The 26,854-nt window shown below is 60.9% G+C and carries 19 protein-coding genes and 1 tRNA gene; 9 read left to right on the top strand and 11 right to left on the bottom strand.

Annotated elements, in window-relative coordinates; translation table 11 throughout:
* The first annotated feature begins 77 nt into the window (after positions 1-77).
* Together FB598_RS08480 and FB598_RS08475 are read left to right on the top strand one after the other, a co-directional pair.
* The gene (locus tag FB598_RS08480; RefSeq protein ID WP_370511649.1) at positions 78-1,214 is read left to right on the top strand and encodes a HigA family addiction module antitoxin; all 1,137 of its coding nucleotides are present in this window, start codon (positions 78-80) and stop codon (positions 1,212-1,214) included.
* 17 nt (positions 1,215-1,231) lie between these two features.
* On the top strand, positions 1,232-1,717 hold the full coding sequence (locus FB598_RS08475; protein ID WP_141913590.1) for a hypothetical protein: 486 nt from the start codon (positions 1,232-1,234) through the stop codon (positions 1,715-1,717).
* A gap of 46 nt (positions 1,718-1,763) precedes the next feature.
* Here FB598_RS08475 and FB598_RS08470 read toward each other — a convergent pair whose 3' ends face one another.
* Complete coding sequence (locus tag FB598_RS08470) at positions 1,764-2,453, bottom strand: hypothetical protein (protein ID WP_141913591.1); 690 nt, start codon at positions 2,451-2,453, stop codon at positions 1,764-1,766.
* Between the two features lie 482 nt (positions 2,454-2,935).
* On the opposite strand from FB598_RS08470, the gene FB598_RS08465 reads away from it, so the two are divergent.
* Positions 2,936-4,324: a replication initiation factor gene (locus FB598_RS08465; RefSeq protein WP_141913592.1), complete on the top strand. Its 1,389-nt coding sequence runs from the start codon at positions 2,936-2,938 to the stop codon at positions 4,322-4,324.
* Between the two features lie 208 nt (positions 4,325-4,532).
* Positions 4,533-5,582, top strand: a complete 1,050-nt coding sequence (locus tag FB598_RS08460; protein WP_141913593.1) for a site-specific integrase — start codon at positions 4,533-4,535, stop codon at positions 5,580-5,582.
* Between the two features lie 39 nt (positions 5,583-5,621).
* Here FB598_RS08460 and FB598_RS08455 read toward each other — a convergent pair.
* Positions 5,622-5,700: transfer RNA gene (locus FB598_RS08455), tRNA-Ile, on the bottom strand.
* Between the two features lie 56 nt (positions 5,701-5,756).
* Complete coding sequence (gene rpoD, locus FB598_RS08450; RefSeq protein WP_255515746.1) at positions 5,757-7,997, bottom strand: RNA polymerase sigma factor RpoD; 2,241 nt, start codon at positions 7,995-7,997, stop codon at positions 5,757-5,759.
* 112 nt (positions 7,998-8,109) lie between these two features.
* Here rpoD and FB598_RS20900 point away from each other — a divergent pair, with 112 nt between their 5' ends.
* On the top strand, positions 8,110-8,340 hold the full coding sequence (locus FB598_RS20900; protein WP_255463892.1) for a hypothetical protein: 231 nt from the start codon (positions 8,110-8,112) through the stop codon (positions 8,338-8,340).
* A gap of 437 nt (positions 8,341-8,777) precedes the next feature.
* Here the strand turns inward: FB598_RS20900 and dnaG are convergent, their stop codons facing one another.
* The 8 genes from dnaG to FB598_RS08410 form a co-directional block, all read right to left on the bottom strand.
* Complete coding sequence (dnaG, locus tag FB598_RS08445) at positions 8,778-10,571, bottom strand: DNA primase (RefSeq protein ID WP_141913595.1); 1,794 nt, start codon at positions 10,569-10,571, stop codon at positions 8,778-8,780.
* Positions 10,572-10,608: 37 nt separating this feature from the next.
* Complete coding sequence (locus FB598_RS08440) at positions 10,609-11,055, bottom strand: GatB/YqeY domain-containing protein (RefSeq protein ID WP_141913596.1); 447 nt, start codon at positions 11,053-11,055, stop codon at positions 10,609-10,611.
* A 320-nt stretch (positions 11,056-11,375) separates the two neighbouring features.
* On the bottom strand, positions 11,376-11,588 hold the full coding sequence (gene rpsU / locus FB598_RS08435) for a 30S ribosomal protein S21 (RefSeq protein ID WP_006462949.1): 213 nt from the start codon (positions 11,586-11,588) through the stop codon (positions 11,376-11,378).
* Between the two features lie 197 nt (positions 11,589-11,785).
* Entirely contained in the window at positions 11,786-12,985 is a 1,200-nt protein-coding gene (locus FB598_RS08430) for an NAD(P)/FAD-dependent oxidoreductase (RefSeq protein WP_141913597.1), read from the bottom strand.
* A 130-nt stretch (positions 12,986-13,115) separates the two neighbouring features.
* Positions 13,116-14,351, bottom strand: a complete 1,236-nt coding sequence (locus tag FB598_RS08425; RefSeq protein WP_141913598.1) for a YbdK family carboxylate-amine ligase — start codon at positions 14,349-14,351, stop codon at positions 13,116-13,118.
* Positions 14,348-15,556: a cation:proton antiporter gene (locus FB598_RS08420; RefSeq protein ID WP_141913600.1), complete on the bottom strand. Its 1,209-nt coding sequence runs from the start codon at positions 15,554-15,556 to the stop codon at positions 14,348-14,350. Before FB598_RS08420 ends, FB598_RS08425 begins: the two co-directional genes overlap by 4 nt.
* A 269-nt stretch (positions 15,557-15,825) precedes the next feature.
* Complete coding sequence (locus tag FB598_RS08415; protein ID WP_370454991.1) at positions 15,826-19,254, bottom strand: exodeoxyribonuclease V subunit beta; 3,429 nt, start codon at positions 19,252-19,254, stop codon at positions 15,826-15,828.
* Entirely contained in the window at positions 19,251-22,028 is a 2,778-nt protein-coding gene (locus tag FB598_RS08410; RefSeq protein WP_141913603.1) for a PD-(D/E)XK nuclease family protein, read from the bottom strand. Before FB598_RS08410 ends, FB598_RS08415 begins: the two co-directional genes overlap by 4 nt.
* 430 nt (positions 22,029-22,458) lie before the next feature.
* On the opposite strand from FB598_RS08410, the gene trxA reads away from it, so the two are divergent.
* From trxA to FB598_RS08390, 4 genes are all read left to right on the top strand, one after another.
* The gene (gene trxA, locus FB598_RS08405; protein WP_050469112.1) at positions 22,459-22,785 is read left to right on the top strand and encodes a thioredoxin TrxA; all 327 of its coding nucleotides are present in this window, start codon (positions 22,459-22,461) and stop codon (positions 22,783-22,785) included.
* Between the two features lie 142 nt (positions 22,786-22,927).
* On the top strand, positions 22,928-24,190 hold the full coding sequence (gene rho / locus FB598_RS08400; protein WP_008325783.1) for a transcription termination factor Rho: 1,263 nt from the start codon (positions 22,928-22,930) through the stop codon (positions 24,188-24,190).
* A gap of 279 nt (positions 24,191-24,469) precedes the next feature.
* Complete coding sequence (locus FB598_RS08395) at positions 24,470-24,742, top strand: type B 50S ribosomal protein L31 (RefSeq protein ID WP_141913604.1); 273 nt, start codon at positions 24,470-24,472, stop codon at positions 24,740-24,742.
* Positions 24,743-25,128: 386 nt separating this feature from the next.
* Positions 25,129-26,853 (top strand): glycosyltransferase family 39 protein, encoded by a 1,725-nt coding sequence (locus tag FB598_RS08390; protein WP_141914191.1) that lies wholly within the window; start codon positions 25,129-25,131, stop codon positions 26,851-26,853.
* Position 26,854: the final 1 nt, after the last annotated feature.

The raw sequence follows: 26,854 nt of genomic DNA, 5'->3' as shown, positions 1-26,854 counted from the left end.
TTCACAAGCTAACTGACACACTCAAAAAAAAAATTTCCAAATTACAATGTTTGCGATTCTGTGCAAGTTGGCATATCATGGCAAATATGGATTCCGAAAATTACCGCACCCCTGGTCAACTGATAGAGACGCTATTAGCCGAGAGGGGTTGGAGTAACAGATTACTGGCCACTGTTCTCGACGTAGAGGAAAGCGGTGTGAGCAAGCTAATCAGCGCAAAAAAAGCAGTTACTCCTGAGTTGGCTATATCGTTGGAAGAAGTATTTGAAGTTCCTGCGGAAAAATTTTTAACGCTACAGCGCAACCTAGACCTCGCAAAAGCAAGAATCATCGTGCGTCCGAATCCGACACGCGCACTACGAGCAAAGATTTTTGCCGACATTCCGGTTGTCGAAATGATTAAACGAGGGTGGATAAACGTCGAAGACGTGCGGGACATTGAGGCCATTGAAACCTCTGTCTCAAATTTCTTTGGCACGGGTAGCTTTGACCAAGTGAATTCACTTCCTCATGCTGCAAAAAAAACAGACGCAGACATGCCTGCGTCAAAAGCCCAAATTGCATGGCTCTACCGCGTGAGGCAAATCGCAACAGATATGCTAATGCCGGCATATAGCGAAGAACGTACCAAGGCATCGTTGGTAAAACTCAAGAGCTTCTTGAGCGCACCTGAAGAAGCCCGACATGTCCCACGCTTACTCGCGGAATGTGGAATTCGGTTGGTAATTGTGGAGGGTCTCAAGTCATCAAAAATTGATGGAGCCTGCTTATGGCTTGATGAGAGATCACCTGTGATAGGAATGACGCTGCGCTTTGATCGGATGGACAACTTCTGGTTTGTTTTAAGGCACGAGTTAGAGCATGTCCTCCAGAGGCACGGAATGTCAGAACCGATGCTAGATATCGAAATTGGGACTGAGTACTCGACTACGACGGAAGAGAAATTGGCAAATGCAGCTGCAGCGGACTTCTGTGCGCCACAAGCAAAAATCGACAGCTTCATCGCTCGTAAAGCGCCATTATTCCCAGAAAGAGATTTTCTTGGTTTAGCAAAGATTCTGGGGGTTCACCCGTGCTTGGTAGCAGGTCAGATTCAGTTTAAGACTGGCAGATATGAATTGTTCAGAGGACATCTGGCAAAAATCCGGGACCATGTACTTCCAAGCGCAATAGTTGATGGTTGGGGCGATATTGCTCCAGTTGGAGTGGCGTGACTTTAAATAGGTGATCCATGACGAAGAATGAGCAATTGCAGTCGATGATTCAGTTGTACAAATCCGAAACCGGCAACATAACTGTCGATATGGAATTAGTCGCCGATTGGGCAATTCAACGCGGCGCTACTCTCCCAAAGCCGAAATCTGCTCGTGATTTGCTTGTGGCGCAGCTAGCAGACGCGGCTAGGGCAGAATACCGGCAGGACAGTAAAACTGGTCTCTCCTATCGCGCCAATCATGCTCTGCGCGTCTCCAGGAAAGACGGAAAACAATATACTCTCTGGGTAGATATTGAGGATGCTACGCGCGCTCAGATGTCTTGGTCTTTATCCAATCGCCGTCAGCAAATGGTTGGAGACGCAGTTCACCTGAAAATCGATGAAATGATATGGAATGATCGTCATCCCGAGGAGCAACCGATTCAATTGGTCATGGACTTCACGGATGACGTGGAAGAGCGCTTAAACTCTCCGGGATTTGGATCTGGTGCTGCGGCATAAGTGAGCAGACATAAAAAAAGCGCTGATACTTTGCCGGTGCTTTTTTTTATTTAGTATTGAATGTATGTCTTTTCCCGCCGATTTCAGGTCTGATATTCCATATAGCAGCAGTATACGCATCCTGGTGATCGTCCTTGGGAACCTGCGTTCCACGCTCGCATACATACGTTGTCGCGAAGTTCACGGTTGGATAGCCCTCCAACATCTTATGTAACGTCTTACTGACGGCACCTTTTTTCGCCTTGATAGTGACGGACATCCTTCCGGTACCATGCAGGTTCATCAATAAGGACTGCTTGCCATTCCTCCTCTCCGGATTAAATGATGGTGATGCCAGCATCTTCTCGATGCAACGTCGTTTGCCAGCAAGGATAAACATCGCCTCGCAGCCGAAATTGTGTGCAGCAAGTTCAAGTCGAACACAGTCCCAAACTACATCTGCGACGCTCACTCCCTTTTCATCAGCCCACTTCGTTTCGACGCAAAGAACGGGCATTCCATTATCCTTAACAACAAAATCTAGTTGCGGCTGACGGCCAGCGATCCCAGGAACAGCTAAAACAGGATGATCAACCTCGGCTTGTATGTTGCCTCTTACATTGTGCGACAAAATCTGGGCTATCGGCATTGCCAAGTATCGTTCACAAAAAAGTGATTCACGGCCAGCCAATTTCTCAAATTTAAGCCACGAGGAAATACCCTCGGAAATAGCCTCACGAATATTCTTTTGCTTCACAACAGATTCCCCAATAAGTTTCTAGCAAATGACTTAACAAAATAATTCGTCTCAAAACTCGTTCAAAATCTACCACAAACTATATCTTTTTTTTGACAGCCTTTTGTTAGTAAGCTACTTTTATCCTGTCACATCGCTCTTTAACTGTTTAGTGTAGTTGGCTCGAGAAAAGCTAAGACATACTTACTTATTCATCTCGAAGGCTTAAATCACTCAAACGCACATATCCGGCCATTCTCTCTGCGACCTGCGCCACCGACCACTGCCATTCGCCCACGTAGGCTTATCCATATATCGGCGCATTAAAACTTCATTCGGCCAAACTCCATCGCGTACTCCTATCTCACACCGCCTCGCATACTTTCCTATTTAAATCTCAAACTGTTTTCTCTCTCGCTTTAGCAGTAGTCCATTTGCTATAGCGACCTCCTGCGCTTTGCGGTGGCGCATGTGACTCCTTTTAACTTTTGGAGTCCATCACCATGTCGGAAAATAAGTCATTGAACGGCGTTGATTCTGCACGCCAGTATGATCCTGCTTGTCCTACCCTGAATGAAGATCAGGCCGCCTCACTTTCGCCGGATGTGCGCGCAGCGCACACCGCCGGAAGTGGGGCGGAAGGTGCGCCGCCTAGTAACACAGCACCCTATACCTGCATCGATAGCAACGAGGATGGGCAACTGCCGTATTTTCAGGCGCTCCGTTGGGGTGTCGATAGTTTGTATGTTTCGTACAAAGGCTCGCTGACGGATGAAGCAAAGATTCAGTTAAAGCGCCTCAAAGAACTGGCACAGTCTCAGCGGCCATCAGACGTTGCTGTTGCGCAGATCAAGATTGGCGATCACATCTTTGAAGTCAAAGACAAGGGTACTGGCCTGTTTGGCTTCATTCTCGAAGACAACGCCTACCGAATCCAGCTCGCCAAGCCCGGCTCAAAGCTGCCGATGGCTTACGTGAAAGTCTCCAGCCAATATCTCACTGCACGGACGCCTTGGGAAATCGTTGAAGAGCTGGATTATCTGCTCTCCACGATCAGCTCGAAGTTGGAAGAGCCCAAGGTAAGCCGGATCGACCTGTTCGTGGATTTCGTCTCGTCCATCAACATGGAAAGCTGGGATCGCACGGCGTGGGTGACACGCGCCAATCAAATCAACGCGTACTCGGTGGCGGGCCAGTTCTCCGGCTGGACGGTCGGACTCGGCGGAACGATTGCCGCCCGCCTGTACGACAAGGTCTTGGAGATCGTTTGTCAGAGCAAGAAGGACTACTTGTTCCCCCTCTGGCATAAAGCCGGCTGGAGTGGTTCTGGACGCGTTTGGCGGCTTGAATTCGAGTTCAAGCAGGAAGCGATCAGTCAGCTGGGGATCAAGGACTTTGATCTCGTGATGGAAGGCCTCGGCGGACTCTGGGGATACGCCACGACCGAATGGCTCCGATTGACTGAGCCGAACCCCTCGGACGCTACGCGCAGCCGCTGGCCTATCCATCCACTATGGGCGCTGCTGGCATCCATCGATTGGGAAGATGACGGCGGGCCATTGACACGCACCTTCCCTGTGTCGAGGGAACCAAGCCACGACTGGCTAATGACCCACGGGCTTAGCTCGCTCACTTCATTCATGGCATCCCAAGGCGTTTATGACTTCGCTGAGGGCCTTGCCTTGTTCCGGGAAGAGTTGCACGCGTACCACGAGGAGAAGGCGTTCCTGTTCGGTCAATCCTTCGCGGAATACGTTTGGGACAAGGTGGCGCTCAAAATCCGCCAATACAACCGAGCAATGAATGCTGACCAGCTCACAGAGGTGGATAAGCAGGCCAAGCGCATGAATGCCGTTGCCGACGCCTATCGCAAAGCCAGCGACGGCGAATAATCATGGAGGAATCTGGCCTGCCTTTGCCTGTTGCCCGATGCTTGTCCAGGGAACAGGCGGCGCTTTACTTGGGGATCGGCGTGACTCTGCTGAACGAACTCGGTATTCCATTCGTTCGGTTGGGGCGTCGCTGCGTCTACGACAAAGTTGACTTGGACAAGTGGCTGGACGAATATAAGCAGCGAGGGCGGGCCGGAAAGGAGCATATATGGCCCGAGAAGTTGGAATCTATAGAAGGAAAGATTCACGGTTCTTTTGGATTAACACCACCCTCCCCAACGGCAAACGCGTACGCCAAAGCGCTGGGACTGAAAGTCGAGAAGAAGCCGAAGCGTACCTCGCCAAGCTGACACTCGATGCCTACCGCGAAGCGCATTTCGGCATCAAACGTGAACGAACAGGGCAAGAAGCCGTTGTACGGTATCTCGCGATCAAAAGTAATCTGCGTAGTTTCAAGGATGTTCGTCGTATCTGTCGCATGCTTGACCCTTACCTTGGTGGTCTCACGCTTAGCCAAATTACCGGCGATGTGATCTGGGCCGTCATTGCAGGGGAATCGAAAAAGGGAAATAAACCAGCAACGATCAACCGTTATCTCGCCACGATTCGTAGCCTGCTACGAATGGCACGGGACGAATGGCAGTGGATCGATGTCTTTCCCAAAATTCGATTGCTCCATGGAGAAGTGGAAAGAGACCGCTGGTTGAACCGGGCACAAGCTGAGACCTTAATTGCAGCCTGCCCGACTCATTTAGCGGCACTCGTTCGCTTTGCCTTGGCTACAGGTTGCCGCGCTCGCGAGATTACCGGCTTGGAGTGGCAACGGGTTGATCTAGCCAGAAAGACCGCATGGCTCGATCAAACCAAAAATGGCACGCCGAGAGGTGTCCCTTTAAATCAAGACGCAATAGATGTGCTTGTTGCTCAAATTGGGCAACATCCCCGCTTTTGCTTCACGAACAAAGGGAAACCGATAGGTTGGGAATTTACCAATTCGGCATGGCATGGTGCTTTGAAGAAGGCTGGGATTGAAGATTTTCGATTTCATGACTTACGGCACACATGGGCTTCATGGCATCGTCAGGCGGGAACGTCATGTGATGAACTGAAGGACTTGGGTGGCTGGAAATCACGCCAGATGGTGGATCGCTACGCAAAGTTCTCTACGGATAACCTTGCGGTTGCTGCGGCGAGAATCGAGGGGATTCGGGAAAGTACTGCGCCTGAGTCCGTCACGTTTTTGTCACGGCATAAATAGAAAAAGGGATTCCGATTTCTCGGAATCCCTTGTCAGTACTGGTGGCCCCCCCGTGAGTCGAACACGGCACCAACGGATTATGAGTCCGCTGCTCTAACCAAGCATGAGCTAGAGGGCCAAAAAGATAGCCGGCGATTTTAGCATCCTCGCCGGCTTTCCCTTACACCCCTTAGATCAATTCCCTTCGAGGAAGGACTTGAGCTTGTCGGAGCGCGACGGGTGGCGCAGCTTGCGCAGCGCCTTGGCTTCTATCTGACGAATACGTTCGCGGGTCACGTCGAACTGCTTGCCGACTTCTTCCAGCGTATGGTCGGTCGACATTTCGATGCCGAAGCGCATACGCAGGACCTTGGCTTCGCGCGGGGTCAGCGAGTCGAGGATGTCCTTGACCACGCCGCGCATCGAAGCGTGCAACGCCGCGTCGGCCGGGGCCAGCGTGTTGTTGTCTTCGATGAAGTCGCCCAGGTGCGAATCGTCGTCGTCGCCGATCGGCGTTTCCATCGAGATCGGCTCCTTGGCGATCTTCATGATCTTGCGGATCTTGTCTTCCGGCATTTCCATCTTGATGGCCAGCGTTGCCGGATCCGGCTCGGCGCCGGTTTCCTGCAGGATCTGGCGCGAGATGCGGTTCATCTTGTTGATGGTTTCGATCATGTGCACCGGGATACGGATGGTGCGCGCCTGGTCGGCGATGGAACGGGTGATCGCCTGGCGGATCCACCATGTCGCATACGTCGAGAACTTGTAGCCGCGGCGGTATTCGAACTTGTCCACCGCCTTCATCAGGCCGATGTTGCCTTCCTGGATCAGGTCGAGGAATTGCAGGCCGCGGTTGGTGTACTTCTTGGCGATCGAGATCACCAGGCGCAGGTTGGCCTCGGTCATTTCACGCTTGGCCATGCGCGCCTTCTTCTCGCCGGCGCCCATCTTCTTGTTGATGCCCCGCAGGTCCGGCAGCGGCAGCACGACGCGCGCCTGCAGGTCGATCAGCTTTTGCTGCAGTTCCTTGATGGCGGGCACGTTGCGGCCCAGCACCGCGCTGTAGTCATGGTTGGCGGCGACTTCGCCGTCGACCCAGTCCAGGTTCACTTCATTGCCCGGGAACACCTTGATGAAGTGGGCGCGCGGCATGTTGCACTTATTGACGGCCACATCCAGGATCTGGCGCTCGACCTGGCGCACTTCTTCGACCTGCGCGCGCAGGGTGTCGCACAGCTTCTCGACGACCTTGGCGGTGAAGCGGATGCCCAGCAGTTCGTTGGAGATGATTTCCTGCGCCTTGACGTAGGGCTTGGAGTTGTAGCCTTCCTTCTCGAAGGCCTTGCGCATGTTCTCGAACTGTTGGGCAATGACGCCGAACTTGCCCAGCGCGTCGCGCTTGAGCTGTTCCAGCTGCTCGGCCGAGAAGCCGGCGGCGCCGGCGGCGGAGCCGCTGCTCTCGCCTTCGTCTTCTTCTTCGTCCTCGTCTTCGTCTTCCTCGTCCGCGTCTTCTTCATCGGAAGAGGCGGCTTCGACTTGCTGCACGGACTCGTTCAGGTCGACCAGGCCGTCGACGATTTCGTCGACCTTGATCTCATCCTTGGAGATGCGGTCGGCCGCGGCCAGGATCTCGGCGATCGTGGTCGGGCAGGCGGAAATGGCCTGGATCATGTCCTTGAGGCCGTCTTCGATGCGCTTGGCGATCTCGATTTCGCCTTCGCGGGTCAGCAGCTCGACCGAACCCATTTCACGCATGTACATGCGCACCGGGTCGGTGGTGCGGCCGAAGTCGGAATCCACCGTCGACAGCGCGGCTTCGGCTGCGGCTTCGGCGTCGTCGTCGCTGGCCACGTTGGCCACGTTGTCCGACAGCAGCAGGGTTTCGGCGTCAGGGGCATGCTCGTAGATCGAGATGCCCATGTCGTTGAAGGTGCCGATGATGCCGTCGATCGCTTCCGGATCGACGATGTTTTCGGGCAGGTGGTCGTTGATTTCGGAGAAGGTCAGGAAGCCGCGCTCCTTGCCCAGCTTGATCAGGGTCTTGAGCTTCTGGCGGCGGCGTTCGAGTTCTTCTTCGCTGGCCTCGGTGTCGGAAGAGAAGGCGTCCTTGAGCAAGGCCTTTTCCTTGGCCTTGCGGTCCTTGGCCTTGGCCTTGTCGACGGCCTTCAGTTCGGCTCGCTCGACGGCGTTGAGCGCGGCGATTTCGTCGCTCTCAGGCTGAAATTCCTTGGGTTTGCGGCCACGGCGGCCCGGTACCTTGACGCTCGGCAAGATATAGCCGGAAGTGTCGATGGCTGCCAGCGCAGCGGCATCAGTGGTTTGGCTTACGCTGGACGACGCGCTCGCTGCTGCATTGACATCTTTGGCGTCTTTGGCTTCGACCTGTGCTGCCTTGGTCGTCTTAACGGTCTTGGTTTCGGGTTTCTTGGTGGTCACGGAAGTCTTCGATTTCACGGAAACCGCTTTTTCGGCGGCTTGAGGTAACTTTTTGGCTGGCGCCGCAGTCGCTTTGGGCGCTGCTGCACGTACCGGCTTGACGGGAGCTGCCTTGGCTACCGCTTTTTTCGGCGTTGCTGCTGTCGCAGTCTTGGCCGTCGATTTCACTGCTTTGGTCACGGCTGCAGTCGCCTTGGCTGCCGGCTTGGCAGCCATCGCCCTGGGGGTCTTCGCAATAGCGGCGGATTTTACCGTCGCTGCCGCTTTCGTGCTCTTTACGGACGCTGCTGGAGTTTTTGCGGGTTTCTTCATTGCATTTGCCATAGAATCAACTGCCAATTGAGATTTACTCATTGCGCCAATCAAGTCATGCTAATGATGCAACTTCGGTACCGGCTTGGACAACCCGGTAGACTCCGGCTGCACGCGCAACGTTCCTTTTCCTCTCTACCCTGCGATTCCGGAAAACAGGCAGTTTCGTCATTCCGGGGGTCGCATTTACCGCTCCTGCGATAGCTCGCCGTTTGGTTCCGGTGAGCGCCGCGCAGGGCCGCCAGGGTAAGAAGCAAGAGCCATCCGGCGGAACTAAAGCCCTATAGTATAGCAGATATGGGGCTCTTTTCCCTCCGATCAAGCCGTGAAAACCACCCTTCAAGTGGGCAAATGACGGTAATTTGCGCCGCTTTACCCTTCATTGACGCTTTCTTTCTCGGCCTGGCGACAATCGGCCCTTTTCTCCTGCCGCCCCTGATCTCCCGGACCGCGCAGGCGATGCCATGCTCAGTTCGCCACGGCCGGGCCGGGCAGGCGCTTGAGCGCTTCCTTGTACTGCATCAGCTCGCGGTAGCGATTGCGCTCGGCTTCGGTGCGCAGGTTGGCGGTCGCCAGCACCTGCATTTCCTCCTCGATCGCGCGAATCTTGCTCAGCCGTATGGCGCCGGCCATTTCGGCGCGGACGACGTCGAACTCGGATTCCGATTCGGAGGCGATCTCGGCGATCATCGAATCGAACTCGGGCCCGGCCTCGCGCAGATGCTCCACCAGGCTGGCGAAACTGGCCTGCTCCCCCATGCCCTGCGCCACGCCGACCAGATGCTCCAGCATCTGCGCGCGGTCGGGGGCGATGTTGCCGATCGCCTGCAAGGCCTCGGCATCGAGGTCGGCGGCCAGTTGCGGATGCGCCACCAGCAGGCGCATGATCTGGCGCTCCAATCCGACGGGAGCGGTGCGCTTGCCCCGCGGCGGCGCCACCCTCACGCGCGCCACCGGCTTTTCCAGTTCGAACAAAGCCTCGATCTCGGACGGGGTCGACTGCGTCGCCTGCGCCACGCTGCGCACGATCTGCAAACGCAAGGCCGAGGCCGGCAGGGCCTGCAGCATGGGCTTGGCGGCAAACTGGGCATGCGCGCGGCCTTCGGGCGTGCGCAGGTCGTTGTCGCCGATGATCTCGCGCAACAGGAACTGCGACAACGGCAACGCCTCCCGGATCAGCTCCTCAAAGGCGGCCGCGCCCATTTCGCGCACATAGCTGTCCGGGTCGTGTTCGGCCGGCAAGAACAGGAACTTGATGGTCTTGTTGTCCGATGCGTGCGGCAGGCAGGCTTCCAGCGCGCGGCGTGCGGCGCGGCGGCCGGCGGAGTCGCCGTCGAAGCTGAAGATCACCTGGTCGGTCTGGCGCAACAGCTTTTGCACATGGATCGGCGTGCAAGCCGTTCCCAGCGTGGCCACCGCCTGCGGGAAGCCCAATTGCGCCAGCGCCACCACATCCATATAGCCTTCGGTCACCAGCGCGTAACCGGCCTCGCGAATCGCCTGGCGCGCCTCGAACAGGCCGTACAGTTCGCTGCCCTTCTGGAACAACGGCGTTTCCGGCGAGTTCAGGTACTTCGGTTCGCCGCCATCCATCACGCGCCCGCCGAAGCCGATGACCTGGCCCTTGGTATTGCGGATGGGGAACATGACGCGGCCGCGGAAGCGGTCGTAGCGCTTGCGGTGGCCGCCGCCTTCTTCGCTCTTGTCGATCACCAGCCCGGACTCGACCAGGGCTTCGTTCTCGTACTCGGGGAAAATCTGGCGCAGGCTGTCCCATTCGTCGGGCGAATAGCCCAGCCCGAAGCGCGCCGCGATCTCGCCGGTGAGGCCGCGCCGCTTCAGATAATCGATGGCCGGCTGCGCGGTCCGCAATTGCTGGCGGTAAAAATCGTTGGCGCGCGCCATGACGTCGGACAAGGCCATGCTCTTGGCCTGGTTTTCGGCGCGCTGCGCGGGGGGAATGCGGTCTTCGTTTTCCGGCAGCACCATCCCCACGTTCTGGGCCAGGTCCTTGACCGCCTCGACGAAACCCATGCCCGAATATTCGATCAGGAAGCTGATCGCGGTGCCATGCGCGCCGCAACCGAAGCAATGGTAGAACTGCTTGGTCGGGCTAACGGTAAAGCTGGGGGATTTCTCGTTGTGGAAGGGGCACAGGCCCATGAAATTGGCGCCGCCCTTCTTCAACTGCACATACCGACCCACCACGTCGACGATGTCGACGCGGGTCAAGAGATCCTGGATGAACGACTGTGGAATCACCTGGGGAAGGCTGCGTGCGGGAAATCGGAAACGGCGATCAGGACGACAGCGCGGCCTTGACCAGCGCGGACACCGCGGTCATGTCGGCGCGGCCGGCCAGCTTGGGCTTGAGCACGCCCATCACCTTGCCCATGTCCTGGGCGCCGGCGGCGCCCGTGGCGGCCACCGCGGCCTGCACTTCGGCCTTGATTTCGTCTTCGGACAAGCCGGCCGGCATGTAGGCGGCCAACACGGCCAGTTCGGCCTTTTCGATATCGGCCAGGTCCTGGCGGTCGCCGGCTTCGAATTGGGAGATCGAATCCTTGCGCTGCTTGATCATCTTCTCGATGATGGCCAGCACATGCGCATCGGTCAGTTCGACGCGCTCATCCACTTCCTTTTGCTTCATCGCGGCCGTCAACAAGCGGATGGTGCCGAGCTTGCCCGTATCCTTGGCGCGCATGGCGGCCTTCATGTCTTCCGTGATCTGCTCTTTCAAACCCATTAGGTGCTCCGAAGATGAGGTAGATGATTGGTTGTTCTTGCCGTGGCGGCGGACTGGCCGCCGGCGCAGGCAACGACGCAACTGGCATGCCCGTGTTGCCGATCCTTAAGATCGTAGAACATAGATGGGCTTATCGCCAGAATAAAACATCGCGCCCGGGTTCTATATGCGGCTGCGGGGATAAAAATAAACCCACTGCCAAATAAACCCGCCGCCCCGGGAGCCGCGAACTCAATCTGGCGAAAAATGCGAAAACCCGCTGCGGACCAACACCGGAGCGGGTTTGCACATCAGCCGCGCGAGCACGCGGCGAGAAATTCTTAGTACAGCTTCTTCGGCAGTTGCTGGCTGCGGATGCGCTTGTAGTGGCGCTTCACGGCAGCGGCCAGCTTGCGCTTGCGCTCTGCAGTCGGCTTTTCGTAAAACTCGCGCGCGCGCAGCTCGGTCAGCAGACCGGTCTTTTCAATGGTGCGCTTGAAGCGGCGCATTGCGACTTCGAACGGCTCGTTTTCTTTAACACGAATAGTGGTCATGTAAATTCAAACCAAAAAGGTTAGGTTGGATTAGCAAAGAAAGCGATTCTAGCAGACTGCAACCCCGATTGGAAGGCCGGACGTAGCATTTTTTCCACCCGGAACGTAAAAATCGGATAAAAATCAACCACTTATTCCCGGCAAGCTAAGGCCGCGCATGAACTGTACCCGGCTTGTTATGCGACAAGAATAGCGAATCAGACCGCCGACCCCGCCGCCACGCCCGAGGCCCAGGCCCACTGGAAGTTGTAGCCGCCCAGCCAGCCGGTGACATCGACGGCCTCGCCGATGAAATGCAGCCCGGGCACCTTGGTCGCCATCATGCTCTGCTGCGACAGTTCGCGGGTATCGACGCCGCCCAGCGTCACCTCCGCCTTGCGATAGCCTTCCGAACCGCTGGGCAGGATCACCCAGCGGTTGAGCGAATCGCCAAGCCGGCGCAACGCCTTGTCCGGCATATCCGCGATCCGGGCGCCGCTGTCGAAGCCATTGACCTTGAGCCATCCCTCGGCCAGCCTGCCGGGCAACCACTGCGCCAGGAGATTGCCGAGGCTCTTCTTGAGCGTCCCCTTGCCCGCAATCAGCGCCTCGGCCACGTCAACCCCGGGCAGCAGGTTCAGCGTCAGCGGCGTGCTGAGTTGCCAGAAACTGGAAATCTGCAGGATCGCCGGGCCCGACAATCCCCGATGCGTAAACAGCAGATCCTCCAGGAAGTAGCCGCGCTCTTTCTTGACGCCGGTCTCCACCTCCACCTGCAAGGCGATGCCGGCCAGCTCGACAAAGGGCTCCCAGCCGCGGCCATCGAACGTCAGCGGCACCAGGCCGGGACGCGTCTCCACCACCTTGAGGCCGAACTGCCTGGCGATGCGGTAGGCGAAATCGGTAGCGCCGATCTTGGGAATGGACAAGCCGCCGGTGGCGATCACCACGCTGGAGGCGAGGATTTCGCCGGCGCTGGTGTCGATGCGGAACAGCTCGCCGCTCTTGCCCACCTGCGCCACGCTGCATGGCATGCGCCAGGCAACGTGGCCGGCATCGCATTCGGCCTTGAGCATGGCGATGATGTCATCGGACGAATCGTCGCAGAACAGTTGCCCCTTGTGCTTCTCGTGGAAGCCGATGCGATGGCGCTTGACCAGCCCGATGAAGTCCTGCGGCGTATAACGCGACAAGGCGCTGCGGCAGAAATGCGGGTTCTGCGAAAGATAGTGCTGCGGACCGGCGCCGGCATTGGTGAAGTTGCAGCGGCCGCCGCCGGAGATGCGGATCTTCTCCGCCAGGCGGCTCGCATGGTCGATCAGCACCACGCTGCGCCCGCGCTGCCCCGCGACGGCCGCGCACATCATGCCGGCGGCGCCGGCGCCGATCACGGCGACATCAAACTGTTGGGAACTCATCTCATCTCCGGCACACATCTCGGATGCTGCCCGAGCTTGGTTCAAAACCGTGATTGTCCGCGATCCGGACATACAAAGACAAGGGGCCGGCATCTTTCGATACCCGCCCCCGCAGTTGCCGCAGACCGGTTTACTGGAAGTAAGGCGGCGGCGACTCGCCCATCCACAGTTCGGACGACAAGCGCATCATGTCGTTGAGCGAACCGCGCTGTGTGAACATCTGGCGCAGCCAGCCGGCGTCGGACAGGCGGTCATGCGCCATGCGGCGCAGGCGCTGCAGCGTCTGATGCTCGGCCTCGTTCTGCACATAGGGTTCGAGCAACTGCAATTGCTGCAGCAGGTGTTCGAAGATGGGTAGCTTGCGCGACGCCGACGGCGTGGCGCTATGCAGCGCCAGCATGCCGTTCAGGCCGAAGCGGCTGGCTTCGAAACGGTTGTACTGGTACAGCAGGTAGAAGTCGTCGGTGATCGTGAACGGCCGCTCGGTCAGCACCCAGCGCGCCAACAGTTGCGCATACGCGCCCAGGTGGGCGGCGTGCTCGATGGTCAATGGCGTATCGCAGACCCGGATTTCGACGGTGCCGTATTCGGGCTTGGGACGGATGTCCCAGTAGAAATCCTTCATGCTGGCGATGATGCCCATCTGCATGAGCTCGTCGTAATAGGTTTCGAACTCGGCCCACTTGGTATGCACCGGCGCCGTCCCCGACAGCGGGAAGGCGCGCACCACGTTGCTGCGCGAGGAATCGAACCGTGTATCGGCGCCCTGGTAGAACGGCGAGGCGGCCGACAGCGCGATGAAGTGCGGCACAAAGCGCGAGAAAGCATGCGTCAGGTAAAGCGCGTCATCGCCGTCAGGCACACCGATGTGGATATGCTGGCCGAACACGGTGAAGGTCTTGGCCAGGTAGCCGTACTTCTCGTGCAGGTGATGGAAGCGCTCGCTGGGCGTGATGCGCTGCTCGTTCCAATGCTGGAACGGGTGCGCGCCACCGCCGGAGACGTCGATGTTGAGATAGCGCGCGCCATTGTTGAGCGCGGCGCGCAAGCCTTTCAGCTCCTCGATCAGCTCATCGACGCGGGTGTGGATGTCCGAATTGAGCTCGATCATCCCTTGCGTCATTTCCAGCTTGATCTGCTTTTGCAGTTCGCGTGGGGCGATCCAGTTCAGCAAGTCGACCGCATCGCTGGCCAGGTTGTAGTTGCGGCGGTTGACCAGTTGCAGCTCCAGCTCGATGCCCATCGTGAATGGCGTCGACGAACTGAACGGCAAAATGCCGGCGCTGCCTTGCGGGCGCCCGGCATGTCCTGCTTGGGCGCCGGCATCCAGGCCGGGCTCGTTTCGGGTCAGTGTCTCGGTATTCATTCGCGTCCACTTTCACCAGATTTGATCAGCGCAAACTGCGTCGCGACCGGCCCCAGGAACTCCAGCGCGATCAATGAACCCGCCAGCAGCGGCAGCGCATTGGCGGTCGTGTGCGGGTACAGTGACGACACGGTTTGCATCAGCCCCACCCCGACTTCCGTCATGGGCAAGGTCCCTAAAGTCAGCAGTCCGGCCTGGCGCCAGTTCATGCGCGCAAAACGCGCGAACAGGAAGATGCCGCACCCCATCGCCAGGAAACGCGCGGCAATCAGGATCAACACGGAAAAACCGACCACGGTCAGGTCCGACAGGCGCATCGATGCGCCCACGGTGACGAACAGCATCACCACGAACAGTTCGTTGGCAACGCCGAACTCAAGTTCCATCAGGTCGAACTGGCGATCCAGGTTTTTCGACAGGATGGCGAAGATCAGCATGGTCAGCATCACCGGCAGGTGCAGCGCATGCGCCACGCCAATGGCCAGCGCGATCACCGAGATCACCAGCACGAACTGCGAACTGCCTTCGCGCCCCAGCAGGCGCGCCAGCGGCATCATCAGCCAGTAAGTCAGATAGGCCAGCAGCGCCGAACCGAACAGCGAATACAGCGTGTGCTGGATCAGCGTAGAGACTGGCGTGCCGGCCTCATGCGCAATCACCGGCAACAGAGCGTAAGCGGCCAGCACCGCCACGAAATTGTTCAACGCGGTCATCGCCGCCAGGCGGCGCGTGACCTGGCCTTCGGCCTTGAGGTCGCGCAGCACCACCAGCACCACAGCCGGCGCGGTAGCAATCGCCATCACCCCGCCCAACAGCGCCATCACCGGATCGGAGCCGAACCAGGTCAGCGCGACGCTGACGAAGACGAAGCACAGCACCGCGGAGGTCCCGACGGTGATCAGCAGCCACTTCTCGCGGCGCAGCCAGCCGATGTCGACATACCGCCCGAGCTGGTAGACCACCAGCGCCACGGCGATATCGGCGAACACATTGGTGACCTTGAGCACCTCGCCCGAGAGCAGGTTGAGGCCGCCGGCGCCGAGCACGAAGCCGACCAGCAGATAACCGGTGATGCGCGGCACCCAAGGCGACTTCGACACTACGTAGCCCGCGATCAGCCCAAACAGCAGCAGGCCGCCGAATACCAGCAAGGCATTCCATTGCAGCGTCTGTGCGAGGGTGAAAGACGGAAGAGCCCACTCCATATCTCCTCCTGAAAATGATTCGGATTATTGAAACCGCCGATGCACGCATGCATCATGCAGATCGCGCGAGCGCCGGCAAGCTGTCCGACATGTCGATGGATGCTTGCCCGATGATGGCGATGCCGATTATCTGGGCCGACCGATGGTGCCGCTCGTCGCGATGGTCTTTTTTATATTACAACGGAATAATTGATTTTCTTCGTTTGATTTTCGTCGTCCGGAATTTATCCGCAGCACATTGACTCCAGAGACAATCATTTAGGGGAGCCTCATTGTTCCCAAAACCGTCCGTCGGCGGTAATCAGTGCTGACCTGATTCGTTTGTCAGAAAACACCGACATCAGCGCGCTGCGATAGCGCGCCAGCTGCGCCGCATAATCGGCGCGTTCGCTGTCCAGCAGGCGCCGTTTGTAATCCAGCACCCAGACTTCGTCGTCGAACATGACCACGCGGTCGCAGCGCAGCACGCCTCCTGGCGTGACGATTTCCATCTCGTTGCGCGCCGCGCAGTGCAGCGCCGGATTGAAGAAACGCTCCAGCTCCGGCTGCGCGAACACATGCCGCGCCTGCGCATGCACTACCTGCGCCATCTCCGCCGAAATGCCCAGCCAGCGCGCCAGCACGGGCGCCGGCGGCACCTGCGGCGGCCAGTGCGCCGCATACGTCAGGCGCTCCAGCAAGGCATGCAGCGCCACGCCTTCGTCGATGGCGGCACTGCTTGCCAATGTACCGTCTTCGGCGACAGCCGGCGGCGCATCCCCATCGTCATCGGCCGGCATGCCGAACAGCGAGGGCGGCATCGGATGCGGATCGAACAAGGCGATCTCGACATCCGGCGCCACATCGGCCGCCGCAGCGCCGGCCACCGCCTCAATGGCGATATCGCGCACCGGCGCCTCGGCGGCAAACAGGCGCTGGTACCAACTGCCTTCCTGCAAGCCGCCTTCGCTCGCGCCGCGGGTGCCGGCCACGCCGGACACCAGCAGCAATTGCTTGGCGCGCGTGACGGCGACATACAGCAGGTTCCAGTCTTCCTGCAGGCGGAACGATTCCTCGGCGGCGAACAGGTGCGCGCGCGCGCGGCCGCGCTCGCTGCGGCGGCCGAAGGCGGAAAAATGGGTGGGCGCGTCCCGGTCTTGCGGCCAGTCGCACAGGATGCCGACGTTGTCATCCACCGAGTCGCTGTGGTTGGCGTCCAGCAGCGCCACCACCGGCGCTTCCAGACCCTTGGCGCTGTGCACGGTGAGAATGCGCACCGCATCGGCGGCGGCATCGACGCTGGCCTCATCGGGCGCATCGCCGCCAGCACTGCGTTGCAGCGCGCGCAAGGCGTCGATGAATTTGGGCAGGCTGGGATAACGCCCGGCATCCATGTTCAGCGACAACTCGACGAAGGCCGCGATGTTGCCCAAGGTCTGGCTGCGTGTGAGCGGCGAGGCGTTCTGCGCATAGCGCGCCACCAGTTGGCCCTGGTGCAGGATCCGGTCCAGCAGGTCATGCACCGGCAGATGGGGCGCGGCTTGCAGCCAGCGCTCCAGCAGGTTGACCGCGCGCACGATCTCGGCCGAGGCGCTGCCGTCGCGCTGCATGGCTTGCATGCGCTGCCACCAGTGGCCGCTGTCGGCGTCGCCGCCCGATTTTCCACGAATCGCGATCTGGATCAGGTCGCGGTCGGTCGCGCCGACAATCGGGCTTTTCAACACATGCGCCAGCGCGCGCGTGTCGTTGGGCGTAATCAGGAACGTCAGCAAGGCGATCAGGTCGGCTATCTCCAGCGACTCCAGCAGCCCGCCGCGCCGGTCGGAGATGAACGGGATGCCGGCCGCGCGCAGCGCGCTTTCATATGCGGCGAGGTGGGTGCGCTTGCGCACCAGCAGCATGATGTCGCCCCAGCGCATGGCCCGCTCCGACTTGCCTTCGACCACCGGCACTTCGCGGTAAGCCTTGAGCAGCGCCTGCGCCAGCGCTTCGCCTTCCAGGCGGCGACGCGCGTCCTCTTCCTCTTCGCGCGGCGTGGTCAGCGGGTTGCGCCAGGCGATGGCGCCCTCTTGCTCCGCTTGTTCTGCTTCCGCTTCAACCGGTTTCGCCAGCGGCAAACGCCATACTTCGCCGCCATCGATGCCCAAGGTGGTCTGCTGCGCGAACAGCGGATTGCCGCCGCGCATGAAAGACTGGTTCAGCAACGCCACCACCGCGCTGGCGTTGCGCCGCGTCTGGTTGGCGCGCAGGATGGCCGCGCCCTGCTCGCGCAGCAGCTCGCGCGCGGCCACGAACACGCGCGGCTCGGCGCGGCGGAAGCGGTAGATCGATTGTTTGGGGTCGCCCACCACGAACACGCTGGGTTGCTCGACATCGCCGCCATAGGCGCGCAGCCAGGAGCGCACGATGCTCCATTGCAGCGGGTTGGTGTCCTGGAACTCGTCGAGCAGGATGTGCTTGTAGCGCGCATCCAGACGCGTCTGCAGGTAGGCGGCGCTGGCCTCGTCGTTGAGCAGCCGGTAGGCCTGCCATTCGAGGTCGGCGAAGTCGAATACGCGCTGCTCGGATTTCACTTCCTGGTAGAAATCGAGATAGGCGCGCCCGGCGCCGAACAATGCCCGGTTCAATTGCAGCACGGTCTTTTCCTTGCTGCGTTGCTGCAGCGCCGCCAGCGCCTCGCCGGCGACGTTGAAATCCTGTTCGAAGGCTTCCAGCGCGGCCTCTTCATCGGCGTTGTAATGCCTGGCCAGCGCCGCGAGGAAGGCTTTCACCTTGCCGTTCTTGCGGGGCTTGTCCTTGTCGTCGTAGAACTGGCTGAACAAGGCGTCGAAATTGTCCAGCGATGCGCCTTCGGTCAGCGCCGTTTCGATCGCCGTCGCACGCGCCTTGTTGGCGGCCGATCCCTGCCCGAGCAGGAGCGCCAGTTGGCCGATGCGTTCGCGCAGGCCGCTGTCGTCCCACAAGCTCAGGCGCGCATCGAGGCGGGCGTCGCTGCCGCATAGTTGTTCCAGCCAGGCCAGCGGCGTCGGTTCGCCCTCGCCTTCCCCATCGTCCTGCTGGGTCGAGGCCCACCATTCGGCGCGCTTGTCGAGGAAGGCGTCGAGCAGATTGCGGGCGTTGAAGTCGCCGGCCAGTTCGTACAGTTCCAGCAAGGCGGCCTTGACCGCTGCGCCCTTGGGCGAGCGCAGGCTTTGCATGAAGCGGCGATAAGCCTCGTCCAGCAGCTCGCCGTTCTTCTCGGTCAACGTGTAGCCATGCGGCACCCCGGCCGCCAGCGGCGCGATCTGCAGCAGGCGCGCGAACCAGCTATGGAAGGTGTCGATGGACAGGCTTTGCTCGCTCGACAGGATCCGTTCGTAAAGGCCGCGCGCCACCGGCAACAAGCGCGCAAGATCGGCCTCGGCCACGCCGCGTTCGCGCAGCAGGCCGGCGGCCTCATCGTCATCGGCCAGCGCCAGTTGGTGCAACAGCTCCATCAGGCGTTCGCGCATTTCCTGCGCGGCCTTGCGCGTGAAGGTGATGGCCAGCAGTTCGGACGCCTGGGCGCCGGCCAGCAACAGGCGCAGCATGCGCGCCACCAGCAGCCAGGTCTTGCCGCTGCCGGCGCAGGCCTCGACCACCACCGAATGCCGAGGATCGCACGCCGCGCGCGTGAATGTGGCGGCGTCGACCGCGACGCCGTCGACTTCATAGGCGGCCGGTTTTCCGTCCCTGCTCACAGCCACGCTCCCTTGCGGCACAGGCCGCGCATGTCGCAGTACTGGCAGACGGAATCGATGCCGTTGGCCGGCAACGCGGCGCCATGCGCCACCGCTTGCATGGTGACGCCAATTTGTTGCTTGAGCATCTGCTGCCTTTGCGGGAAATCCGGGGCGGCGGCATCGCCGATCTTCTTGTCCGCGCCCAGCTCCAGCGCAACGTAATGGGCGGCGTCGATGCGGCTGTCGGCCAGCAGGCCGTAGAAGGCCAACTGGTGGTCGTCTTCATCCCTGACCTTTTGCCGCAGGCTGGCCAGCGGCCGCGTCTTGTAGTCCAGCAGCGCGCGTTCGCCCTGCCCGTTCTCGTCGACGCGGTCGAGCCGTCCGTAGAGTTCGATGGCGCCGTCCTCCCAGGCCAGCGTGTGCGACAGGGCTTCCTCGCCCATGACGAAATGCCAGCCCTGCGCTTCGCGCTCGCCGGCCCACAACAGGTAGGCCGGCATCACCTTCTGCCAGCGCGCGTAATACGCCAGCGCGGCCGGATGCTGGTTCAGCGCGCGGTTGAAGACCTCGGCCGAGATGGTTTCCAGCAAGGGCGCGCGCGCCGGCGCCGGGGTCTGTTCGTCGCGCACGGTCTCGTGGTAGCGCGTCAGGATCTCGTGCAGCCAGCTGCCGTAGTCGCGTTTCTCGGGCATGTCGGACAGTTCATCCATCACCGCCACGCGCAGCATGCGCGAAGCGAAGAACTGGTAGGGGCAGGCCAGGAAGCTGCCATAGGCGCTGGCCGACAATTTGGGCGGTAGCAATTCCGGCGCGGCCGGCGCGGGCATGGCCGACATTTGCGCCGGCAAGGTCTTTGGCGGCGGCGGCAACCGGATCTCTTCCAGCGCGGGCAGGCCTTCCTGCGCCAGCTTCAATGCCAGCCGCTGCAGCCAGGGACTGACCGGGTTCGGCTCGCCATCCTGCTGCGTCTGCCAGCACAGCACCACTTCGTCGTTCACGCACAGCAGCTCGACCAGGTCGCGCAATTGCTGGCGCTGGCGGGAAGCGCGCGTGGCCAGCCCCAGCTCGCGCCGCACCGCATTGGAAAAGAACAGCGTCTCCTGCGGCGGCGACGGCAGGTGGGCGGCATCGGCGCCGATCACCAGTACGGCATCGAAGCGGCGCAGGCGCGCGCCGTTCAACGGCAGCATCACGACGCGGCGGTCGGCGATGGGCGGCATATAGGAAGTCGCATCCAGCCGCAGATTGAGCAGGGCGCGCCATTCGGCGAAAGAGAACTCGTCCTGCAGCGCCGAGCCGTCCAGGCCGTATTGCTCGGCGGCGATCTCGTCGAGCAGCAGCAGGCATTGCTCGCCGGCCACATCCTGGCGCAGCGCGGCAGCCATGCCGAGCGCATCGATCATCGCGCGCTCGGTATGGCACCACGCGGCCAATGTCTTGCGGCCGGCGAATTGCGCCGCCTGGCGCGCCAGCGTCGCCACGCATTCCAGATCCGCGCCATCGGCGACATCGGCCAGGGCGCCCTGCACCGCCTGCCATTCGCCGGCGATGTTGTAGCGCCGCAGGCGGGCTTCGATGCGCATGACGCGGTCGGCCTTGGCCGCGTCATCGGGAAAGACGAAGGGGGATTTCAGCAAGTCCAGCAAGGCGCCGGTTTCGCCGCGCGCGGCCACCACCTCGTTCCAGGCCGCCAGCGCGGCGGCGGCGCGGGTGGTGGACAGCTTCCAGCCGGTCTCGTCGGCCACGGCTACTTGCGCGCGTTCCAGCAAGGCGCGCAGGCGGCGCGCGGTCACGCGGTCTTGCGCGACCACGGCGATCTCCTGCTTGCCTTGCGCCAGCCAGCGCAGCACGATCTGCGCGCTTTGCACTGCGGCGTCTTCCAGGTCGCCGGCCGGGCACAAGGCGGGCAACACGGGCAGCGTCACAGGACGCGACGGGTCGCCGGCATCGGCCGGCGGATATCCGCCCTCCGCGTCGTCCGCCAGTTCGGGCCAGGCTTGCATATATAAGGGGTGACGCTGCGCGATGGCGTGCCGATGCCAGTCCAGCGTCACCACGCGCACCGTCTGGCGTTCGGCATAGGCATTCAGGAAGGCGGCGTCCAGGGGTTCAGGCGCGGTCGGGCCGATCCAGACCAGCGGCATGCTGGCGCGTCCGGCCAGCGCCAGCATCGCCGAAAAGCGCTGGGCAATGCGGTCGCTGGCATCGAGTTGTCCCTTCCAGACCTGCCACACCAGTTGCGCCTCGTCGGACAGCATGCCGTGCGCCGAGGGCGCCAGCGGTTCCAGCAACTGCGCCAGCGCCTGCCGCCAACGGTTGTCCGCGGCATCGGTGGCGCCGGCATGGGCGCGAATCTCGGGCAAGAGCGCCTGCGTCAATTCGTCCGAGAGCGACAGCAGCGTATGCGCCAGCGGCAGCAGATCGGCGTTGCGCCGCGCGGAAAACATTTTCTTCAGCCAGCCGTGCTCGCGCAGTTGCGCATAGAGCTGCATGAGGCGTTCGCTTTCCGGGGGCGCCGCCTGCGCGTCGGGCGGCAGCATCGCCAACCAGCCGGACAGGGTATTGATGCGCGGCGCCAGATAAGGCCGCCCCAGTTCGCGCGCCAGCGCGTTTTTGAAATTCTGCGCATGCGAGAACGCCGGCACCAGCAATTGGCAGGAGGAAAAGTCGAGCGCGTCCCCGGCTTGCGACCGCAAGGCGTCGCCCAGCGGCTGGCCATCCATGAGCAACAGGCGCACGGCCTGTTGCCAGAAATCGGCGGAAGGCGGGATCGGTATCGTTGCTAAAGGCATGCGTGGTCGGCAAAGGGGGCTGGCGATTGTATTTTTCTCTCGGCCCGACAGTTTTTATCAATCACAGGGCGTAGACACGCTCTCAATCTGCTGCGCATTGTATGCCAGCGGCGCAGGCGTTTCAGGCCTTTTTCGGCCAATCCGCCCGCAAATGCGCTGCGGGCGGGGAGCCGGGCCGGCCAGCCCCGCTGATGGCGGCTGACAACAACGCCGATGGCGCCGCCCACACTTTTGCAAAAAATCGGTTATGATTGTTTCCGTACCCCGCCGAATACCCCTGCCGCGCTTCAAAAACAACTTGAATTGGCGCGCAACGACTCCACGTAGACTCTGCAATTCCGGAAGCGTTGATGGCTGACGCCAGGCAAAATGGTATTTATCCACGGCGCTATTTGACTACTTATATACTCCCTCATACCGAGGACATGCCATGAGCGAAAACATCAAACATATCTCCGACGCCTCTTTCGAAGCCGATGTGCTGAAGTCCGACAAACCCGTCCTGGTCGATTTCTGGGCCGAATGGTGCGGCCCCTGCAAGGCGATCGCCCCGATCCTGGAAGAAGTCGCCAAGGAATATGACGGCAAGCTGCAGATCGCCAAGCTGGATGTCGATTCCAACCAGGCCATTCCCGCCAAGTTCGGCATCCGCGGCATTCCGACGCTGATCCTGTTCAAGAACGGCGCGGCCGCTGCCCAGAAGGTCGGCGCGCTGGCCAAGGGCCAGCTGACTTCGTTCATCGACAGCAATATCTGACCATGTTCCAGACGGCGGCGCGCCCGCGCCGCCGTTCGCCTGATGCAGGTTCCCGCTGCAGGTTCCCGCGCCAGGCTCATTCGTTGACTCACACCACGCAACTCCCTCCCCCACCTTTATTTTTCCCGTCCCGGGACATCATATGCACTTATCAGAATTAAAAGCGATGCACGTCTCTGCGTTGCTGGAAATGGCAATCAGCCTGGACATCGAGAACGCTGCGCGCCTGCGCAAACAGGAACTGATGTTCGCGATCCTGAAGAAACGCGCGAAATCAGGAGAACAGATTTTCGGCGATGGCGCCCTTGAAGTGTTGCCTGACGGCTTCGGCTTCCTGCGCTCGCCCGACGCCAGCTACATGGCGTCCACCGACGACATTTACATTTCGCCCTCGCAGATCCGCCGCTTCAACCTGCACACCGGCGACTCCATCGAAGGCGAAGTGCGCACCCCCAAGGATGGCGAGCGCTATTTCGCGCTGGTCAAGGTCGACAAGGTCAACGGCGAACCGCCGGAAGCCTCCAAGCACCGCATCCTGTTTGAAAACCTCACGCCGCTGCACCCCAACAAGCTGCTGCAGCTCGAGCGCGACATGCGCGGCGAGGAAAACATCACCGGCCGCATCATCGACCTGATCGCCCCGGTCGGCCGCGGCCAGCGCGGCCTGCTGGTGGCCTCGCCCAAGTCCGGCAAATCGGTGATGCTGCAGCACATCGCGCACGCCATCACCACCAACCATCCCGATACCGTGATGATCGTCCTGCTGATCGACGAACGTCCGGAAGAAGTGACCGAAATGCAGCGCTCGGTGCGCGGCGAAGTGGTGGCATCGACCTTCGATGAGCCGGCCACGCGCCACGTGCAGGTCGCCGAAATGGTGCTGGAAAAGGCCAAGCGCCTGGTCGAAATGAAGAAGGACGTGGTGATCCTGCTGGACTCCATCACCCGCCTGGCGCGCGCCTACAACACCGTGATCCCGGCCTCCGGCAAGGTGCTCACCGGCGGTGTCGACGCCAACGCCCTGCAACGCCCGAAGCGCTTCTTCGGCGCCGCCCGCAACGTCGAGGAAGGCGGCTCGCTGACCATCATCGCCACCGCGCTGATCGAAACAGGTTCCCGCATGGATGACGTGATCTATGAAGAATTCAAGGGCACCGGCAACATGGAAGTGCACCTGGAACGCCGCCTGGCCGAAAAGCGCGTCTACCCGGCCATCAACCTGTCCAAGTCCGGCACCCGCCGCGAGGAACTGCTGATCAAGCCGGACCAGCTGCAGAAGATCTGGGTGTTGCGCAAGCTGATGTACGACATGGACGAGATCGAGGCGATGGAATTCATCCTGGACAAGATGAAGTCCACCAAGAACAACGCCGAGTTCTTCGACATGATGCGCCGGGGCAACTGATCCCCTGCACGGCGCCACAGCAAAGGACGGCATGCCAGGCGCATGCCGTTTTTTTCGCCCGTGGACAGTCAAAAACTGCATGAAATGCAACAAATCCCCGGAAAATGCGAGAAAAAGCCGCCGCGGCGGCGCCCCATCCCAGCCGCGGCTTGACCCAAGCCCCTGATTTGATTGTATAATTTCGGATTTTTCCAAACCGGCAAGTGATCGGCAATCGGGTCAAGAAGCAGTGCGACCGACGAAGTGGCGATTGGCTACCAAACTACCCTGAGGCAGAAAATGAAAGAAGGCATCCACCCGGATTACCGCGAAGTCCTGTTCCACGACGTGTCGAACGACTTCAAGTTCATCACCCGTTCGACCATCGGCACCCGCGAAACCGCCGAATTCGAAGGCAAGGAATACCCGCTGGTGAAGATCGAAGTTTCGTCGGAATCGCACCCGTTCTACACCGGCAAGCACAAGATCGTCGACACCGCTGGCCGCGTCGAGAAGTTCCGCCAGAAGTTCGGTTCGGTTGGCTCGAAGACTGCAGTCTCGAAGTCGGAGTAATCCGCGCTTTATCCGAAAAAGGCAGCTCCGGCTGCCTTTTTTGTTTGCGCACGCGGGATCTCGCATCATGTTTCGCCCCGGCCCGGCATGAGAGAGGGAACGGACTCCCGGCGCGCCGTTGTCTGCGCACCGCAACAGCAAACCCAAATGCCTTGCCGGCGAGCCGCCGTGTAGCAGTCAGAAACAACTATTTACGGGGAATTGCTGCACAATAACGGCTGCGTAAAATTGTCCCGGCCAGCGCTGTTAACCGTCCGGGATGCCAGTGCAAATTAATGGCCCAGGCGCGCATGAAGCGCACCGTACCGGCCGCAATGTTGCCCGCGCCGCACCGGCGCCGGGTTCGAACCGATCAGCACGACAAGACCAAGAGCAATAACATCTTGATGAAGCCAGTCCGTCTTCCAGCAGCAGCCACCAACGCGCTTCCGCGCATGGTGCTGCTCGCACTCGCCCTTTTGTACATCCTGCCCGGCCTGATCGGCCGCGACCCGTGGAAAAACGAAGACGCCACCAGCTTCGGCATCATGTGGACCATGGCGCACGGCACGCTGGCCGACTGGCTCACGCCCAACGTCGCCGGCCTCGCCTTGCCGGCCGAAAGCCCGCTGGCCTACTGGTTCGGCGCCCTCTGCATCAAGCTGTTCGGCTGGCTGCTGGGCGATCCGCTGGCCTCGCGCGTGTCCACCATCGGCTGCTTCCTGGTCGGCTCGCTGTCGATCTGGTACACCACCTATCTGCTGGGCCGCCGTCCCGAGGCGCAGCCGCTGAAACTGGCTTTCGGCGGCCAGCCCGAACCCAAGGACTTCGGCCGCACGCTGGCCGACGGCGCCTTCCTGATCTATCTCGGCTTCCTCGGCCTGCTGCTGCACAGCCACCAAACCAGTCCCAAGACCCTGCAGATCGCGCTGGTCGCCTACGCCATGTATGGCGCCGCCCGCGTATTCGATTTGCACCAGCGGCGCCATGCGCTCTGGCTGGGCGCAGCGCTGGGCATGCTGGTCCTGACCTACGGCTGGCTGTTGCCGGTCGGCGCGCTGGCCGGCTTGCTGGTATTGGCCGCAGCGCGCAAGGATGCGCCGGCCTCCCGGCTGCTGCTGGGCGTGTCGCTGCCGGTGGCCGCGCTGATCTGCGCGCTGTGGGTATACACCATCCGCACCCTGCTGCCGGCGGAAGCCGCCAGCCAGTTCGATATCTGGATGAGCTGGAACATCTACCAACTCAACGGCCCGACATGGGGCGCGCTGGCCTTCTTCCTCAAATACGGCGTGTGGTTCGCCTGGCCGGCCTGGCCTTTTGCCGGTTGGGCCGTGTACGCCTGGCGCCGCCAGCTGGGTTCGCTGCATATCGCCCTGCCGCTGGCCTTCTTCATTCCCCTCACGCTGCTGGTGCTGGTCAACGTCCACAGCGAAGAAGGCATGCTGCTGCCGCTGCTGCCGGCGCTGGCGATCCTGGCCGCGTTCGGCCTGCCGACCATGAAGCGCGGCGCCATCAATGCGGTGGACTGGTTCTCGGTGATGACGCTGACCACCTCGGCCGCGTTCATCTGGATCGGCTGGATCGCCAAGGAAACCGGCTGGCCGGCGCAGATCGCGCGCAATGCCTACAAGCTGGCGCCCGGCTTCAAGCCCGGTTTCGAATGGATTTCGCTGGCCATCGCCATTGCCGCGTCGGTCGCCTGGATCATGGTGGTGCACTGGCGCATCTCGCGCCGCCCTTCGGTGCTGTGGCGCGCGGTGGTCTTGTCCTCCGGCGGCGTGATCCTGTGCTGGGTGCTGCTGATGACGCTGTGGCTGCCCTGGGCCAACTACGGCAAGAGCTACGCCGGCGTGGCCCAGCAGATCGAATCCAGGCTGACCTCGGTCAAGCAATGCGTGCAAAGCAATGTGGGCCCCGCCCAGCGCGCGTCCTTCGCCTATTTCGGCAACGTCCGCTTTGCCGACGACCGCGACCAGCGCTGCGACTACCTGCTGCTGCAGGACGACATCAGCAACCAGGATGCCTCGCCGATGCTGCGCCAGTATCCGGGTTCCTGGCACATGGTGTGGGAGGGCCGCCGCCCGTCCGACCGCGACGAACGCTTCCGCCTCTACCGGCGCGCCGGCCAGTGAC

The sequence above is a fragment of the Herbaspirillum sp. SJZ106 genome, from assembly GCF_006715495.1.
Taxonomy (GTDB): Bacteria; Pseudomonadota; Gammaproteobacteria; order Burkholderiales; family Burkholderiaceae_D; genus Herbaspirillum.
This window is presented reverse-complemented; position numbering and strand designations above follow the sequence as displayed.

Bases quoted from the DNA above. Each gene is read 5' to 3' on its own strand.
- FB598_RS08475 (WP_141913590.1), top strand. From the start codon at position 1,232: ATGACGAAGAATGAGCAATTGCAGTCGATGATTCAGTTGTACAAATCC.
- FB598_RS08440 (WP_141913596.1), bottom strand. From the start codon at position 11,055: ATGGGTTTGAAAGAGCAGATCACGGAAGACATGAAGGCCGCCATGCGC.
- FB598_RS08430 (WP_141913597.1), bottom strand. From the start codon at position 12,985: ATGAGTTCCCAACAGTTTGATGTCGCCGTGATCGGCGCCGGCGCCGCC.
- FB598_RS08390 (WP_141914191.1), top strand. From the start codon at position 25,129: ATGAAGCCAGTCCGTCTTCCAGCAGCAGCCACCAACGCGCTTCCGCGC.
- rpsU (WP_006462949.1), bottom strand. From the start codon at position 11,588: ATGACCACTATTCGTGTTAAAGAAAACGAGCCGTTCGAAGTCGCAATG.
- FB598_RS08480 (WP_370511649.1), top strand. From the start codon at position 78: ATGGCAAATATGGATTCCGAAAATTACCGCACCCCTGGTCAACTGATA.
- FB598_RS08395 (WP_141913604.1), top strand. From the start codon at position 24,470: ATGAAAGAAGGCATCCACCCGGATTACCGCGAAGTCCTGTTCCACGAC.
- FB598_RS08420 (WP_141913600.1), bottom strand. From the start codon at position 15,556: ATGGAGTGGGCTCTTCCGTCTTTCACCCTCGCACAGACGCTGCAATGG.
- FB598_RS08465 (WP_141913592.1), top strand. From the start codon at position 2,936: ATGTCGGAAAATAAGTCATTGAACGGCGTTGATTCTGCACGCCAGTAT.
- FB598_RS08425 (WP_141913598.1), bottom strand. From the start codon at position 14,351: ATGAATACCGAGACACTGACCCGAAACGAGCCCGGCCTGGATGCCGGC.
- trxA (WP_050469112.1), top strand. From the start codon at position 22,459: ATGAGCGAAAACATCAAACATATCTCCGACGCCTCTTTCGAAGCCGAT.
- FB598_RS08460 (WP_141913593.1), top strand. From the start codon at position 4,533: ATGGCCCGAGAAGTTGGAATCTATAGAAGGAAAGATTCACGGTTCTTT.
- FB598_RS08410 (WP_141913603.1), bottom strand. From the start codon at position 22,028: ATGCCTTTAGCAACGATACCGATCCCGCCTTCCGCCGATTTCTGGCAA.
- rho (WP_008325783.1), top strand. From the start codon at position 22,928: ATGCACTTATCAGAATTAAAAGCGATGCACGTCTCTGCGTTGCTGGAA.